General features: G+C 61.1%; 16 protein-coding genes. All 16 read right to left on the bottom strand.

Annotated elements, in window-relative coordinates:
- Window positions 1-45 precede the first annotated feature (45 nt).
- Window positions 46-2,037 (bottom strand): heme lyase CcmF/NrfE family subunit, encoded by a 1,992-nt coding sequence (locus G6L28_RS03815; RefSeq protein WP_174062468.1) that lies wholly within the window; start codon window positions 2,035-2,037, stop codon window positions 46-48.
- Window positions 2,034-2,501, bottom strand: coding sequence for a cytochrome c maturation protein CcmE (gene ccmE / locus G6L28_RS03810; protein WP_174062467.1), 468 nt, complete (start codon window positions 2,499-2,501; stop codon window positions 2,034-2,036). Before ccmE ends, G6L28_RS03815 begins: the two co-directional genes overlap by 4 nt.
- Entirely contained in the window at window positions 2,498-3,646 is a 1,149-nt protein-coding gene (gene ccmI / locus G6L28_RS03805; RefSeq protein ID WP_174062466.1) for a c-type cytochrome biogenesis protein CcmI, read from the bottom strand. Before ccmI ends, ccmE begins: the two co-directional genes overlap by 4 nt.
- Window positions 3,647-3,836: 190 nt before the next feature.
- Complete coding sequence (locus G6L28_RS03800; protein ID WP_174062491.1) at window positions 3,837-4,262, bottom strand: hypothetical protein; 426 nt, start codon at window positions 4,260-4,262, stop codon at window positions 3,837-3,839.
- Window positions 4,263-4,371: 109 nt separating this feature from the next.
- A complete protein-coding gene (locus G6L28_RS03795; RefSeq protein ID WP_174062465.1) occupies window positions 4,372-5,772 on the bottom strand; it encodes a sensor histidine kinase in 1,401 nt (466 codons plus the stop codon).
- A complete protein-coding gene (locus G6L28_RS03790) occupies window positions 5,762-6,433 on the bottom strand; it encodes a response regulator transcription factor (protein WP_174062464.1) in 672 nt (223 codons plus the stop codon). The genes G6L28_RS03795 and G6L28_RS03790 overlap by 11 nt, the downstream gene beginning before the upstream one ends.
- Window positions 6,434-6,515: 82 nt before the next feature.
- Window positions 6,516-6,785: a hypothetical protein gene (locus G6L28_RS03785; RefSeq protein WP_174062463.1), complete on the bottom strand. Its 270-nt coding sequence runs from the start codon at window positions 6,783-6,785 to the stop codon at window positions 6,516-6,518.
- Between the two features lie 430 nt (window positions 6,786-7,215).
- Window positions 7,216-7,422 (bottom strand): hypothetical protein, encoded by a 207-nt coding sequence (locus G6L28_RS03780; protein ID WP_174062462.1) that lies wholly within the window; start codon window positions 7,420-7,422, stop codon window positions 7,216-7,218.
- Window positions 7,423-7,451: 29 nt separating this feature from the next.
- Window positions 7,452-11,249 carry a baseplate multidomain protein megatron gene (locus G6L28_RS03775; protein WP_174062461.1) on the bottom strand — a complete coding sequence of 1,266 codons (3,798 nt, stop codon included), beginning with the start codon at window positions 11,247-11,249 and terminating at the stop codon, window positions 7,452-7,454.
- Between the two features lie 3 nt (window positions 11,250-11,252).
- Window positions 11,253-11,687, bottom strand: coding sequence for an NlpC/P60 family protein (locus G6L28_RS03770; protein WP_174062460.1), 435 nt, complete (start codon window positions 11,685-11,687; stop codon window positions 11,253-11,255).
- Complete coding sequence (locus tag G6L28_RS03765; RefSeq protein ID WP_174062459.1) at window positions 11,684-12,571, bottom strand: DUF2163 domain-containing protein; 888 nt, start codon at window positions 12,569-12,571, stop codon at window positions 11,684-11,686. Before G6L28_RS03765 ends, G6L28_RS03770 begins: the two co-directional genes overlap by 4 nt.
- Window positions 12,568-13,206, bottom strand: a complete 639-nt coding sequence (locus tag G6L28_RS03760; protein ID WP_174062458.1) for a TIGR02217 family protein — start codon at window positions 13,204-13,206, stop codon at window positions 12,568-12,570. Before G6L28_RS03760 ends, G6L28_RS03765 begins: the two co-directional genes overlap by 4 nt.
- Window positions 13,207-13,499: 293 nt before the next feature.
- Window positions 13,500-14,078: a phage tail tape measure protein gene (locus G6L28_RS03755; RefSeq protein WP_174062457.1), complete on the bottom strand. Its 579-nt coding sequence runs from the start codon at window positions 14,076-14,078 to the stop codon at window positions 13,500-13,502.
- Between the two features lie 90 nt (window positions 14,079-14,168).
- On the bottom strand, window positions 14,169-14,390 hold the full coding sequence (locus G6L28_RS03750) for a rcc01693 family protein (protein WP_174062456.1): 222 nt from the start codon (window positions 14,388-14,390) through the stop codon (window positions 14,169-14,171).
- Window positions 14,387-14,749, bottom strand: a complete 363-nt coding sequence (locus tag G6L28_RS03745; protein ID WP_174062455.1) for a gene transfer agent family protein — start codon at window positions 14,747-14,749, stop codon at window positions 14,387-14,389. The genes G6L28_RS03750 and G6L28_RS03745 overlap by 4 nt, the downstream gene beginning before the upstream one ends.
- Window positions 14,749-15,156, bottom strand: coding sequence for a phage major tail protein, TP901-1 family (locus tag G6L28_RS03740; RefSeq protein ID WP_174062454.1), 408 nt, complete (start codon window positions 15,154-15,156; stop codon window positions 14,749-14,751). Before G6L28_RS03740 ends, G6L28_RS03745 begins: the two co-directional genes overlap by 1 nt.
- Between the last annotated feature and the right edge of the window lie 165 nt (window positions 15,157-15,321).

Below are 15,321 nucleotides of genomic sequence, written 5' to 3'. Positions count from 1 at the left end.
TGGTTTCCTGTAACGAGCACAGGAATGAGGGAGATCGGAGGCGTCTCATTCCGCCGCCCCCAACACAGGCGCTTTCGCCGCCTTTGCCTTTCGGCTTGGCGCCCCTACCCGTAGGCGTCTATCGGAAAGCGAAACGAACCCGCCGATCATCATGAATACCGTTCCGCCCCATATGCACAGGATGAACGGCTTCCACCATATGCGAACCACGATGCCACCGTCATCCATCGGGTCGCCAAGCGAAACGTAAAGCTGCGAGAGCCCGAAGGTCATGATTCCCGCCTCGGTCGTCGGCATGCGGCGCGCCGTATAGAGCCGTTTGGACGACCAGACATCGGCCACCTCGATGCCGCTCTTGCGGGCGGTGAAGTGGCCCCGATCCTCGGTGTAATTCTGCCCGACATGATGGCGCATACCATCGAAGGTGAGGCTGTATCCGCCCGCCTCGACGGTCATACCCTGCTTCATCTCGACCACGGTTTCCGTCTCGAAGGTGGTGACGATAACGATACCAAGCACGGTCACACCAAGGCCGATATGGGCGAGCGCCGTGCCGAAGGCGGAACGCGGCAGGCCTTTCAATCGTCGCCATGCAATGCCGAGCGCGAGCTTACCGAAATTGGCGCGATACCAGAGATCGGCCATCGCGCCGAAAATCAACCAGAACCCGGCAGCAATGCCAAGTGCCGCCAGAACCGGGCCACCGTTCTCGATGTACCACAGCGCAAGCCCAGCCATCGCCGCAAGTGCCGCCGCTACATAGAGCCTTTGAAACGCACCCAGCAGATCGCCTCGTTTCCACGCCAGCATCGGCCCGAACGGAGTCACAATCAGGATGGGGATCATCAGCAACCCGAATGTCAGATTGAAGAAAGGCGCACCCACCGAAACTTTGTTCCCCGTCAACGTTTCCAGCACCAGCGGATAGAGCGTACCGATCAGCACGGTTGCGGTGGAAACGGTCAGGATCAGGTTGTTGAGAACCAGCGCCCCCTCACGCGAAATCGGCGCGAAGAGCCCGCCCGCCTTCAGCGTCGGCGCACGCCATGCAAACAGCGAAAACGCACCGCCGATGAAGATCATCAATATGCAGAGGATGAAAATGCCCCGGCTCGGATCGGTCGCAAAGGCATGGACCGAGGTCAGCACGCCAGAGCGCACGAGGAAGGTCCCGAGCAGTGACAGCGAAAACGTCATGATTGCCAGAAGCACGGTCCAGATTTTCAGCGCCTCGCGCTTTTCCATCACCAGCGCGGAATGCAACAGTGCGGTTCCCGCGAGCCACGGCATGAAGGATGCGTTTTCCACCGGGTCCCAGAACCACCAGCCACCCCAGCCTAGTTCGTAATAGGCCCAGTAGGAACCCATTGAAATACCTGCGGTAAGGAAGGTCCATGCGGCCAGCGTCCATGGCCGCACCCAGCGCGCCCACGCCGCATCGATACGCCCTTCGATCAGCGCCGCCACCGCAAAGGAGAAACAGACGGAAAAGCCGACATAGCCGAGATAGAGCAGCGGCGGGTGGATCGCCAGACCGAAATCCTGAAGGATCGGGTTCAGGTCCTGCCCCTCGGCAGGCACCGGATCAAGCCGCGCAAACGGGTTGGAAGTCAAGAGAATGAACAGCAGAAACGCCGTCGTTACCCATGCCTGCACAGCCAGCACATTCGCCCGCAGCGTGTCGGGCAGATTGCGACCATAGACGGCCACCAGCGCGCTGAACAGCACGAGGATCAACAGCCACAGAAGCATGGACCCTTCATGGTTGCCCCACACACCGGTCCATTTATAGAGCATCGGCATCAGCGAATGAGAATTTTCGAAGACGTTCTTCAGCGAGAAATCGGAGACGACATAGGCGTGCGTCAACGCCGCGAAGGACAGTCCGACAAGCAGGAACATCAGCACGGAACCGACCGGCGCGAGATCCATCAGCGCCCGGTCGTTGCGGCGCGCGCCGATGACCGGCAGGACCGAAACGACGAGCGATACGGCGAGAGCCAGAATGAGGGAATAATGACCGATTTCCGTAATCATTGCGTCGCCCCGGTTTTTCCGCCCTGCCCGTCCTGTTGCCATAGACCCTGATCCTTCAGGCGGTCGGCAACTTCCTTCGGCATGTAGTTTTCATCGTGCTTTGCCAGCACGCTATCGGCCATGAAGGAATGCGTCGTCGCATCGAACACGCCTTCCGTCACCACGCCCTGGCCCTCGCGAAACAGGTCGGGCAGGATGCCGGTGTAGCTCACCGGCACAGTGCCGGAACCGTCCGTCACGGCAAAACTCACCGTGCGCCCTTCGCCGCGTTTGACCGACCCTTCAGCCACCAGCCCGCCCAAACGGATGCGCGTTCCGGGCGCAACGGCGGTCTTTTCAAGGTCCGCAGGCATGTAGAAATAGGCGATGGACTGACCGAAGGCGAACATCACCAGAAAGGCCGCGATCATGATGAAGCCCATACCACCACCGATGATGGCCAGTCTCTTCTGCTTGCGTGTCATTGCGTTACTCCATCTGCCGCGACACCCAACTCACGCGCCAGCGCCAGAAGCTGCTTGCCCTGCTCGCCCGCAGGCGGAAAAACCTTGAGGCCACTCTGCAACGCTTCCTTCGCTTTGTCTGCATCCTTCAACATCGCGTAGGAGCGCACCAGTCGCATCCAGCCTTCGAAATTGTCGGGATTTTCCTTCAGCTTTGCGTCCAGGCTCTCCACCATACCGGCGATCATCGCCTGACGGTCTGCGGGTGTCATATCGTTGGCAGCAGCGATGTCCTGTGCGCTTGGATTACCCGGCGCTTCAGGCTGCGGCGCAGCAGCGATTGCGGTGTCTCCACCAGTCGCCTGCAAATGCGCCTGCACCAAAGGTATCCACGGCGCACCGGCAGGAGATGCCTTCAGGATATTGTCAAAGGCCTCACGCGCTTCCACCATCTTGCCCGCCTGCTCCAGCGCCAGCGCCAGATAGAACTGCGCGCGCGGATTTCCGGGCCGCATCTTCTCGGCATCGGCAAATGCGGAGCGCGCATCCTCGACCACGATGCCCTCATTCGCCGCAACCAGTGTTTCGCCCAGCCCCGTCAGACGCTCCGGGCTTTCGCCCATGATACGGATCGCGTTGCGATACGCCATTTCCGCATCGCCAAGGCGAAGAGTCTTGAAATAGATCGGCGCCAGAACGTCCCATCCCGCGCCATCATTCGGGTTCTGCGCCAGATGTCGCTCCGCCCTTGCGATCAACAAATTCATGTCGTTGCCGGGGTTTTCAAGACGTGCTTGCAGCGGCATGTCCGGTCGCTCCGGACTGCCCATATAGAGGTAAAGACAGAGCCCCGTCAGCGGCAGCAGCACGGTAACAAACGTCGCGATGCGGTTGTGCCTGCGTGGAGCAGAACCATCTGTACCCTCGCTTTTGCCGGATGCCGCCGCCAGAAGTCGCCGCCCGATTTCCGCACGCGCATATTCGGCTTCCGTCTCGCCGATCAGGCCGGAGTCGCGCTCCCGCTGCAACTCGGAAAGTTGGTCTCTATAGACGGCGACCTCGCCCTCGCGGTCAGCCACGGCGGCGACTTGCCCGCTGCGCATCAGTGGACGAGTGAGAAAAATGGCGACGACAGCCGTCAATACGGCAACGATGATCCAGAACATGGTGATTCAATTACTCGAATGCGGACCGCTTTGAAATAAGCCCCAGAGGGATGACATGAATTTGAGGCAGTATGCCGCAATTGTTCTGGATCAGAGGCCGCTCGCGCGCCTTGATATACGTCAAGTCGCGCATGCCGATACACCAAGCCACGCCGGGAGCTGCGCTCAGCAATACGTAAACTGAACGCTCTTACGTCAGCGGCGTCCAGGTACCGTCCGTATTGCGACAGGCAGCGCCGCGCACCTTCGCCTCGCGTCCATCCTGCTTCACGGTGTGCGAATACTGGCGGCAGTTCTGATTGCCGACCTGATAGGGCGCGTTGGCGACGACTTCACCGCTTGCATCGCCCTTCCATGCCACGGCCTGTCCGCCGGGTGCGGTTTCCAGCGCGCGATATTCCGCTTCCAGCGCCTTGTTGAAGTCACCACGATCCAGCTGGATGCCACTTCTGGAAACGATCCCGCCCTGCAGGCTGGAAATATAAGGCGTCGAAGACGCCGCACCGCGCCCCAACAAACCGCCGCCGGTAATGCGCGTGTCCGATGTGGTGCAGGAGCTCAGCACTGAAAGGCAAATCAGCGAAAACACCGCCGGGCGCGACACCACCGAGCCCATCCTTGCAAAACCGGCACTGCACACCACGTCAACCAACACCATGCTCCTTGTAAACCGCATTCATCCGCGGCCCTGTTATTCGTTGAATTTTTTTGCTTTTTTTGAAAGCTTACGCAAGCTCTTTCGAAAGGCCCGGCAGCAATAGCTCTGCCTTTAATCCGCCCATGTTGCTTCGCGACATCGCAAACTTGCCATGGTATTCGGAGACTACTTCGCTGACGATGGACAGACCAAGCCCCGTACCGGGCTTGCTTTCGTCCAGCCTCTTGCCGCGCTTCATCGCTTCGGTGATCTGATCTGGCTCCAGCCCCGGCCCATCGTCCTCCACCGTCAGCGTCACCCATGCGCGCCGCGTCACTTCCGGGTCGGAAGACGGGTGAGAGCCGGATTCGATGCAGACGACCACCTTCGTCTGGGCAAATCGCGCGGCATTTTCCAGCAGGTTGCCGACCACCTCTTCCAGATCCTGCTGCTCCATCGCAAGCACCGTTCCGGGCTCACGCATGTCCAGCTCAAACTGCTTGTCAGGGTTCAGGCGGCGCATCACACGCACCAGCCGTTCCAGCGCAGGATCAGCCTCGGCTCGCGCGAGAATCGAACCGCGTTGCGCGGCGATACGGGCGCGGGAAAGATAGGACTGAACCTGCGCCTGCATCGCATCCGCCTGCGCCCGCACCAGGTCGCCATGCTGGCTGTCCAGCGTGCGTGCCTCGTTCAACAGCACGGCAATCGGCGTTTTCAACGAATGCGCGAGGTTGCCGACCTGCATACGGGCCCGTTCCACGATGCGGCGGTTGCTGTCGATCAGTGCATTGACCTCATTGGCCAGCGGCTGGATTTCGCGCGGGAAATCACCCTCCAGACTTTCCGCCTCACCTCCGCGTATCTTGCCGAGCGCCACACGCGCTTGATCGAGCGGCCTTAGACTATAGAGAATGGCGAGACCATTGACGACGAGACTGCCGACACCGAACACGGCAAGCGCCAAATAAAGGCTGTTGGAGAAATCGCTGACATCCTGTTCGACGACATTGAGATTGCCCGTCACGCGAAACCGTGCCGCCCGGCCCTCGCCGTCCAGCACGACTTCCGTTTCCGCCACCTGAACGCTGTTACCTGCCTCGTCCGTCACGGTGTAATAGCGCTCATAGCGATTATCGAAGGGCGCATCCAAAATGCTCGGTACCGGCAGCGTCGCCACGCCGAGCGAAGATGAAACCAGGGGTGCCGTCTGGAAATTGCCCAGCGGCTCCACCACCCAGTACCAGCCGGTATCGGGCTGCGAAAACCGCAGGTCGCCCAGCTGCGGGCTGCCCGCCAGCGTGTTTTCGTTGGAAATGGTGATGGAGTTGATGACGTTATAAAGCTGCGCGCGGAGCAAATCTGTAAAGCTGCGCTCGACGCCTTGTCGGTAGAGTGTCGATATCACCACCGCGATCACTACCAGCGCCAGCATGGACCATGCCGAGGCCAGCAGCAGAACGCGGGCGGTGAGTGAGTTACTTCGCATCTTGCGGAGCTTGCATCCGGTAGCCAAGACCGCGGATTGTCTCGATCAGATCGACACCCAGCTTCTTGCGCAGGCGTCCAACGAACACCTCGATCGTGTTGGAATCGCGGTCGAAATCCTGATCGTACATGTGCTCGACCAGTTCCGTGCGCGATACCACTTCGCCCATATGGTGCATGAGGTAAGACAGAAGCCGGAACTCGTGTGAGGTCAGTTTCAATGTCGTACCGTTGACGGTCGCCTTGGAGGATTTCGTGTCGAGCCGCACCGGTCCGCAGACGATTTCGGACGAGGCATGTCCCGCCGCGCGGCGGATCAGCGCACGCACGCGCGCAAGCACTTCTTCCACATGGAATGGCTTCGTCACATAGTCGTCGGCACCGGCATCGATGCCCGCCACCTTGTCGCTCCAGCGGTCGCGCGCGGTCAGGATGAGGACCGGCATGGATTTGCCGCTTGCCCGCCATTTCTCCACGACCGTGATACCGTCCATCTGTGGCAGGCCGATATCCAGTACGATGGCGTCGTAGGGTTCGGTATCGCCGAGATAATGCCCCTCTTCGCCGTCGAACGCCTGATCGACCACATAACCCGCTTCTTTCAGCGCGTCGGTCAGTTGCCGATTGAGGTTCGTGTCGTCCTCGACCACGAGAATGCGCATCGTCCGCCCTTTCATTCCAACCGGCCCTGCAGAGACCGGCATTTCAAATCATGTCTATAACAGAATTTTGAAAAGCGCGATGCTACATCGGCACGCGCATCGTCACCTTGCGCGGGCGCTCGCCATTGCCCTGCACCAACACGGTCACGACACAGGACTGGCCATCATTGGAGGGGTAAACGGAAAGAAGCTGGCCGCCGGTGTCACGCACCACCTTGGAGACCGCCCCGCTACAATCGCTGGCCACCTGAATGAAGCGACCGCCAACAGCTTCCACCCGCAAATCAGCCTGCGGCGCAGGAAAGCCGGACAAACCGGCTGCAAGCGTCGCGATGATGAGAGGTGATGCCATTGCAAAAACTTCCACAGAAAAACTGGATGCACGTCGAAACGAATTCTGGATCGAATATGTAGCGGAAAGCGTCTGAATGGCAAATGAATGTGGCCTTCAGACGGGGTTTGGGCTGGGGAAAGGGGATCAACAGTCCGTGCTTGAGGGAGTCATTAATGATGCTCGCGAGATGAACCCCTCACCTGAAAAATCTATGACTTAGCTGAAGCTAAGACCATGATTTTTCTTCCTCTCCCACAAGGGTAGAGGTAAACCAGCCGCACCGCCCCCACCTTTTCTAAACGTTGAGAGAAGGCAAAACGGCGCGGCAACTTTATCTCTCCCCCTGCGGGAGAGAAAGCAATTTCAACATCTTAGCCCGTAAGGGCTTAAGTGTTAGAAATCGCAAGTGAGGGGTCCTGCCGCCCGTCAAGCGTCATCACCCAATCCCCTACCTGATCGTCGTCGTCGCCCACAACCGCCCATAAAGCGCAATCAGACCGCCCACACCACCGGCCACCGTCACCAGCCCCTCCGCCAGATCGTTTTCAAACCCGCCCGGCAGGTTCAGCCCCGCCACCTGCAACAGCGGCGCAAACACCGCGATCAGCGCACCCCAGATCGTCTTCGAATGATACCAAGCCTTCATGTCGGTCATAAAACGTCCTTCCTTCTGCTCTGTTGAAATCAAACCTGCAAAACCGCAGTCGCCAAAACTCCTAGCGGCACCGCGCGCCCGAGCTGGCGGATGCGCAGGCCAAGCGACGCCTGCGCCGCCCCGAAATCGGCGAGCTCGTCATCGGCGACATAGAGATACGCCGCCTCGCCCACCTCGATTGTCCGTCGCACCTCATCCCCGTTGAGAATCTCGATACGATATCGCTCGAACGGTTCGTCCAGCGGAATATCGGCGGCATCCCAGCCATCCGCATCCACCCGCCCGCGCCGTATCCACGTCAGGCGAACGCCGTCCGCACCACGCCGCCCGCGAAGATGCACCGGCGCAAGCGGCATCTGCGCCCTTAAACCTCCGGTAAATGCGAAGGGCCCGGCGCGGGAAATCTGCGCACCTTCCGCCTCGATAATCCAGTTGAGTTGAAGCCCGCGCTCATCGTCACGCAGGCCCATCGGCACCACGCTATTATCCAGAATAACGACCTCGGCTCCCTGGGCGGCTCCCGCCATCATCGCGTCCTCGGTGCCGGACAGCCCCCGCAGCAGCCGCGTCAAGCGCCATCTGCCGCCCGCAACCTCTGTCGCTTGCGCAAAGGCCGCCACTTCCCATGCACCACTGGCGCTGCGAATGGCGATCCGGTTGGCACCGTTCAGCACGGCAATGTCCCTTGCCGAGGCCAGATCGCCATAGGGCAGCATGATGTCGATTGCGCCCGCCAGATTGAACCGCCCCGCAAATCCCGTTGGCAGCGTCGCATTCAGCACACCGATCTTGGCGGGCTGTTCCAGCAGCGCCCGCCCCGCATATCCTTCCGTGCCAGCAGAAACAGAAAGCCCCATCCGCCGCCAGGGCCGCGCAAAGGCCGCCACGCGGGCAAAGCCTTGCGCTTCCCCCGCCTCGAATTGCGGCAAATCCATCAGTAGAATATCCGGATCAAACCCATCGGAAGCATTGCCGGAACCGCTACGCGGCGTTTCGCTTTCACCGGTCAGGCTCTGCGCGGCTCGCGAAAACTCCCGCGCCTCGATCCGCCGCACATCTCCGTCCTCGATCCGGCTGACCATAAAGCGCCCGCCCGGCCCGTCCACCAGCCGCACGCAATCCCCCGGCTCGAGCTCGATCTCCTGCGGCGAAATGGCAAAACTCACCGTGCGCCGCGACAATCGGTTATCGCGCAGCAACACTTCTACCGCATTCTGAGTGGTTTCCTGCGAAAGCACCGCACCCAGATCGTAGCGCAGCACCCGGTTGCCAGCGTTATCGATGCGGCGGGACCGTACACTCGCCTGCTCGTAATCCAGCGCCGGATTGAACGCCGTCATCACCGCTTCCGCCGCGAAATCACTGTCGTGGCCCCGCGCCTCAGCCCAAAGCGCCGAACCCTCTTCATCCACATAGGCGGAAATTACCTTGGTCGCGCTCGCAGCCCTGCCACGAGACACAAACCGCAGCACCGCGCCATCCTCCACCACATCCACCTGAAAGGCTTCCAGCAGCGGTTCCAGCAGGCTGCGCGCCGCCGTCACATCACCCTGCACGTAACCGGCAACATCACCGGTCACTGCGGAAACATCGAAATCCACAAAGCCATGTTCTGTCAGCACCGCAGCGATCAGATCCGCCAGCGTCGTTGCACCCAGCCTGCCGTTCAGCCAGTGCCCGGTGCGCCAGTTCGCCCCATCGCTCCAAATACCGGTATCCTGCGGAAAGTCCGGATAGGGCCGCGCATCCCACGTCCAGACGAAAATCCGCGACGGATCGACCATCCCCGCCAGCATGGTTTCGCCCTGCCAGTATGCATGATGCGCCTCAAGAAACCGCCGCTGTTGGCTGTCGGATCGCATACGGCTGGAAAAGTGCGGATAGGCGCTCTCGGAGGATTTCGGGTCGATGAAAGTATTCGGCCTGTTCGCCCCCTTGTCGATGGCCGGACAGCCCAGCTCGGTAAACCAGATAGGCTTCATCCCCGGCACCCACGCCGTCGCAGTGGCACTTTCCACGCCGCCCACCCGGTCGTGATGCCGGTTCCGCCACCAGCCCTCCAGATCCTTGTAGCGATAGACCCAATGCTTGCCCTTCAGCCCGTCGGAAATCGCGCTGCGCTTGCGGCTCGCCCGGTCCGCATCGCTGGCATAATACCAGTCGAAACCCTCACCCGCCTTGATGCTCCGGCCAAATCCACCCGCATCATCCGGCCCATCGAATCCGTCCGGGTTTCCGTCCAAAACATCTTCGTCGCGCCAGTCGGAAAGCGGTATATAGTTGTCGATACCCACCGCATCGATGTCCGGGCTCGCCCACAGCGGATCGAGATTGAAGAACACATCACCGGAACCATCTGCAGGATGATAGCCGAAATACTCGCTCCAGTCGGCGGCATAGGTCAGCTTGGTCGCAGCACCCAGACCACCGCGCACATCCCCCGCCAGCCGCACCAGTTCTTCCACGAAGGGGAAAGCATTGGCCTCATCGCGCACCCGCGTCAGCCCGCGCAGTTCGGAACCGATCAGAAACGCATCCACCCCGCCCGCCTGCCGCGCCAGCGCTGCATAATGCAGCACCATGCGCCGATACCCATCGGTCCGGTTGCAGAAGATGGAGATCTGAGCCCGCGCCGCTGCCGTCCTGTCCACACTCGCAGGCCGCCCCGCTGCCGGGTGGCAGGTTATGTTTCCGCGCCAGCCATAGGCATCCTGCTCAGCCTTCCCGTAAGGATCAGGCAGACCATTGCCCGCCGGAACATCCATCATAACAAAGGGATAGAGGCATACCTTCAGCCCACGCGCCTTCAGATCGGCAATCGCCTGCAAGACGGATGTATCGCTGGGCGTACCACCATAGGCAGGCCCGCCATCCCGATGGCTGACCAGCCGAACCTGCCCGCGTCCCATGCCCGCAACTGTCCAGCGCGCACTTTCACGTTCACGCTGCGCCACCTCCACGCCGGGCATAATGCGGCATTCCCCCGCCCGCATATCGGTGCCGAACCACGTCACCACCAGCGCCACGCTTTCCAGATTGGGGCAAAGCGCCTGCAATTCGTCGATGGAAGCCTGCCAGTCCGTCGCAGCAACAAGTGTATTACGGTTCAGGATGCGGCTCTGCCCCGCCCCGCTGCGCTCGGAAACGGCGGACGTTGCATAGCCATGCTCCGTTGCCCCGGGAATGATTGTGACAGCCCTGATCTGGCTTTCCAGCTTTCCAACCGGACGCACCACCTCGAACTGAATGAGCGGAATACGATTGCCAAACCCTTCCAGCGGCAGCCGCTCGAACACAACATAGGAAAGTCCGCGATAAGAAGGCGCGTTGCCCGCCCCCTGTTTCGCTTCGATCAGCGGGTCGGGAAGCTGCGTATCGCTGCCGGAGTAAAAGCGCATCTCGATACCGGTCAGGTCCAGTTCCTGCCCATCGGCCCACACCCGCCGCACCATCGCCACCTCGCCTTCGCAAAGCCCGATGGCGATATTGGCGAAATAGCGGAACGTCTCGACGGTCGTCGATCCGCTGCTACTGCCCTTGCCGCCCTGCCGCTCACGCGTCACGCTTTCCTCGAACCGCGTAGCCCATATCAGCGTGCCCCCGATCCGTGCGGTGCCATAAACCCGCGAAATCGCCCCGCCTTCCTCTGCCCCCGGAATTCGCGCCGTCGAAAGCCTGGCACCGCTGATGGTGCGCGAAGGCGAGAGCAGCGCACGGTCCACCGCACTCCCCGCCAAAGCCCCTGCCGCCCTGCCAATAATCGCGCCAACCGGCCCAAAAATACTGCCAATAGCAGCACCCGCCGCCTGAAAAACAAGGGTTGCCAAAGCTCACTCCTCTGGAAAACGAAAGACGCCCGCAACACGACGCCGCCAGGAAGGCACCAGCGTCGAGCGCACCACCGCCGCCTGTTCATAGGCGTGGATGAAATGATCCGGCCCGGCCAGAATGCCCGCATGTTTGGCCGCGCAATCCGCTTGCCAGCGAAACAGCAGCAGGTCGCCCGGCAGCGCCTCCACTAGGCTCGCAACGGGCAAAAAATGCCGCCCCGCCGCCAACATCATCCGGTCTTCACTGCCACGCTCGGCCCAGTCCCGCGCATAAGGCGGCGGTAGTTCCGGCTCGTGTCCGTAAAGCTCGCGCCAGACGCCGCGCACCAGCCCCAGACAATCGCAGCCGACCCCTTTCAGCGAGGCCTGATGCCGATAGGGCGTGCCGATCCATTGCTCGGCCAGCATCAAAACCCGTTCACCGATATCACTCATGAAAAGATCGCCCCGCCATCGTGCTGCGTCCGGCTGGTCACATAGGAATAGGCGAAATCTGCCCCTGGCATATGCGGAAAGCCGCGAAAATTTAGATGATTGGCAAACTTCGTCTTGCAGGTCGCAAAGCTCTTGTCGCACCCCGCCGTCACCGCAAAAGCATCGCCAACCTGCGGCGCGACCTCCAGCGGCAGCCAGAAACTGATGCTCGTCACGCCATCGCGCTTCGCATGGTCGTCCAGATCGAAGCTACGTCCCGAATTGGCACCGCTCACAAAACTCAGCTTACCTTGCCCAAAAAACCCTTCGGCAAAACCATCCAACCCGGAAACCATCATTCGCCCGGAGCCACCCACCGCCACCACCGTCCCGTTGGCCTGAAATCCGGCCAGTTTCGCACCACATCGCGCATCCCCAAGCGCGGCATCGCAACGCCTGCCATAAACCCGCCCCTGCGGCTGGCTCAGACGATGCGCGAAACTGCGCAGTTCCGCCTTGAACGCGCCGCCAGAGCGCGTCACCTCGCCGATCTCGCGCACCTTCAGCAGCAGGTGCTGCTCTTCCGGCACCTGCCAGTTGACGAGGTAAAGCTCGACTTTCGCCCCATCGAAACGCCCCGCCGCCAGATCGGTCTCGCTTACCGCCTCACTCGAAAACCCGCCCGCCACCTCGCCGGAACTGGCCGCCAGCCCCGTTTCGCTATCGTTTTCGCTGGCTTGAAACCCGCTCGCGGCCAGATAGATCACGCCGCCAAAGGCCAGCGCCGCATCATGCTCGGTAAAGCCCAGCACCGCCCCATCACGCAGGCTCACCTTCCAGCAATGGCACGTCGTCGTCACCTCACCGCCAAGATGCGCGGCAAGGTCTCTCGGCACCATCTTCATGGCAAAATCTCCACCAATGGAATGGAAGGAATACGCCCCGCCTCGAAAGCGCTAAGGCTTACATCGATCCGGTCGACATCGAACCGCACCGGCACATCGAATTCGAACCCGGTGCGGATCACTGCCCCACCAGTCGGGATATGCCCTGTCCGAAACGTCACGATCCCGGTGGCATGGTCGACGCCGAAATTCGCAGGCGCAACCACCGCCCCATTAACCGAAACCAGAACCGAACCCTCCACCGGCTTGGCAACGGTCCGCGTCCAACCTCCACCCGCATCCGCATAGGTCTTCACCAGCTGAAACGCTGCCGTCACGCCGTCACCGGTACCGATCCGCTGATCCATCGCCGTCGGCACCTTGAACGGCGGCCCGGATCGAAAATCCACGGGATCGCGAAACCGAAACCCGTAAAGCTGTCCGCCCCGCGCCTCGAAAAACTCCAGCACCGCATAGAGATCGGTCACCGACCTCACCCCCGATCCGGCATCATAAGCCCGCCGCGAATTGCGCCAGCGCTGATTGCGGTTCTCCCGCCCGTTGGAAAGGTTGACGATATCGGTGCGCCGCACCGGCCCGCCGCTCGTGCCAAGCGCCAGCCGCAGCGGAAACCGCACGTCATGAAATGCTGCCATGTTGTTGATCCTGGAATTGATTTGAAGTCGGAGGGGGAAGCGCGACCCCTCACTGGCAATTTCTAACACTTAGCCTTTGGCTAAGATGTTGAAATTGCTTTCTCTCCCACAAGGGGAGAGATAAACCCAGCCGCACCCTCACGGCCTTTTCTACGGTTAAATGGCATCGAAGCGGTGCGGTCTTTTCCTCTCCCCCTGTGGGAGAGGATAGAAAACCTCGATCTTCGCAACGCGAAGTCATAGTTTTCTTGGTGAGGGGTTTATACCCGCCGATGGAGCACCTAGAGCCCCCCTCACAACCCCCGCTGCCCCCGCCCGACACTGCGCGCCAGCATCGCCGAAATCTGCCCTTCGCTACGCCGGAAACTCGCCGCATCACTCGCCGTCACATTGAACACGATCTGCGTCCCGCCACCCCCACCACCGGCAGCCACGCCCAGCGAGCCATCCGCCCCGCGTTTCAGCGGCAGAATAGCCTCGCTGCCCGCCTCGCCCATCAGCCCCATATCGCCACCCATGGGGAAAAACGTCGGGCTGGAAACCACCCCGCCATCCGCAAAAGGCGTCACCCGCCCGGGCACCCCGCCATTCGCAAAGGCAAACAGCGATCCCGCCCCTGACATCATATTGCCAACAGCCGAAGACAGCATATTTTCCAGCGGCTTCAGCCCGGCTGAAAGCGTGATGTTGGAAAGCCGCATACCCAGCCCCTGCAACACCCCGTCCAGCCCCCTGCCACCCACCGTCGCCGCCTGCAACGCGGAGGTCAGCGCCGAGCCAAACCGCTGCGAACGCCGCTCCAGATCGTCCATCACCGAAGCCAGTGCCTCGGCCTCTTCGCGGCTTTCCGCAAAGCTCGTCTCATCCGCCATCGCCTTGCCTTTCCGATTCAAGTTGGGAGATTAATGGATTGTAAATAAATAGATTTCCCGTCATGTCGGGCTTCATCCGGCATCCAAGCCTCACCCATCCGGAAACGCCCGCATCAGCTCATCGAGACCGGCCCGGCTCAGCCCCGGCGCACGTGGCCGCATGCCGCCCGTCATGGCGAAGAACTCGACCGGTGTGAGAGCCCAGAAAACGGTTGGAGAAAGCCGCAGCAGGCAAAGCCCCGCATGGATCACCTGCCCCCATGGAAAGGGCCGATTTTCCTGCGAACGGCCAGCACCTGCTGCGGCTCTCAAGGGGAAGCCGTAGCCCCGGCCTCCGCCCCGGTTCCGGCAAAGGTCGCTGTCAGCAGGTCGCCGACGATACCGGCATAGCCCGCAATCCCGCCCTCGATGCTCATCGTTGCAACGTCGTCGTCGGAAAACACGTTGCCCGCGCCGCGCAAGCCCGCGCCAATCACGCGGATCATATCCGCCGCCTTCATCCGGCCGCTGGCAAAGCGCCCCGCCAGTCCCGTCAGATCATCGGCGGCGAAGGCGGTTTCCAGTTCCGCCAGCGCCCCAAGCGTCAGGCACAATATGCGCCGTTCGCCGTCCAGCATGGCCTCGACTTCACCGCGACGCCGGTTGGCGCGTCCGAAATTCTGTGCCCCCATCAAAGCGCTCCAAAGCTGATGACGCCTGCCGATTCCAGTGCGATTTCAAACTGCACCTCGCCGTCATGACGCCCGGAATATTCCAGTGCGGTCATCTGGAACCGCCCCGCAATCGTGCCGAAATCGGGGATGACGATCTGCCACTCGGGGATCGCGCCACCAAAAAACGCCGTGCGCACCAGCGCATCGCTCTGCGCATCCTTGAATATGCCGGATGCCGTCAGCCCGGCGCGCTGCACGCCTGCTCCGGCCAGCAGCTCCCGCCACCGCCCGGAGCTTTCCGCATCCGTCACATCAACGCTTTCCGCATTGAACGCCAGCCGCTTGGTCCGCAAGCCCGCAACCGTCACGAACACCCCGGCATTATCGATCTTCAGCAGCAGGTCCTTGCCCTTCTGCGCCACCATGGCTTTGTCCTTTCAAACATGAAAATGAAACTGAAAGGGTGCGGCTGGGTTTATCTCTCCCCTTGTGGGACCATTGCAAAACCCGACGAATATGATTCACTTTGTTTGTGAGCGATCGAAGGGGCGGTGGCATGGCGATGAAGAGCGGTTCTCAGTTCAGCTTTG

Source organism: Agrobacterium larrymoorei (genome assembly GCF_013322225.1).
GTDB lineage: Bacteria > Pseudomonadota > Alphaproteobacteria > Rhizobiales > Rhizobiaceae > Agrobacterium > Agrobacterium larrymoorei_A.
The sequence above is the reverse complement of the archived record's forward strand: the minus strand, read 5'-3'. Positions and strand labels throughout refer to the sequence as shown.

What these genes read in the sequence shown, in the direction of transcription:
- G6L28_RS03765 (WP_174062459.1), bottom strand. Translation starts at nt 12,571, where the DNA reads ATGAAGATGGTGCCGAGAGACCTTGCCGCGCATCTTGGCGGTGAGGTG.
- ccmI (WP_174062466.1), bottom strand. Translation starts at nt 3,646, where the DNA reads ATGTTCTGGATCATCGTTGCCGTATTGACGGCTGTCGTCGCCATTTTT.
- G6L28_RS03785 (WP_174062463.1), bottom strand. Translation starts at nt 6,785, where the DNA reads ATGGCATCACCTCTCATCATCGCGACGCTTGCAGCCGGTTTGTCCGGC.
- G6L28_RS03740 (WP_174062454.1), bottom strand. Translation starts at nt 15,156, where the DNA reads ATGGTGGCGCAGAAGGGCAAGGACCTGCTGCTGAAGATCGATAATGCC.
- G6L28_RS03815 (WP_174062468.1), bottom strand. Translation starts at nt 2,037, where the DNA reads ATGATTACGGAAATCGGTCATTATTCCCTCATTCTGGCTCTCGCCGTA.
- G6L28_RS03755 (WP_174062457.1), bottom strand. Translation starts at nt 14,078, where the DNA reads ATGGCGGATGAGACGAGCTTTGCGGAAAGCCGCGAAGAGGCCGAGGCA.
- G6L28_RS03790 (WP_174062464.1), bottom strand. Translation starts at nt 6,433, where the DNA reads ATGCGCATTCTCGTGGTCGAGGACGACACGAACCTCAATCGGCAACTG.
- G6L28_RS03745 (WP_174062455.1), bottom strand. Translation starts at nt 14,749, where the DNA reads ATGGGGGCACAGAATTTCGGACGCGCCAACCGGCGTCGCGGTGAAGTC.
- ccmE (WP_174062467.1), bottom strand. Translation starts at nt 2,501, where the DNA reads ATGACACGCAAGCAGAAGAGACTGGCCATCATCGGTGGTGGTATGGGC.
- G6L28_RS03795 (WP_174062465.1), bottom strand. Translation starts at nt 5,772, where the DNA reads ATGCGAAGTAACTCACTCACCGCCCGCGTTCTGCTGCTGGCCTCGGCA.
- G6L28_RS03780 (WP_174062462.1), bottom strand. Translation starts at nt 7,422, where the DNA reads ATGACCGACATGAAGGCTTGGTATCATTCGAAGACGATCTGGGGTGCG.
- G6L28_RS03760 (WP_174062458.1), bottom strand. Translation starts at nt 13,206, where the DNA reads ATGGCAGCATTTCATGACGTGCGGTTTCCGCTGCGGCTGGCGCTTGGC.
- G6L28_RS03770 (WP_174062460.1), bottom strand. Translation starts at nt 11,687, where the DNA reads ATGAGTGATATCGGTGAACGGGTTTTGATGCTGGCCGAGCAATGGATC.
- G6L28_RS03800 (WP_174062491.1), bottom strand. Translation starts at nt 4,262, where the DNA reads ATGGGCTCGGTGGTGTCGCGCCCGGCGGTGTTTTCGCTGATTTGCCTT.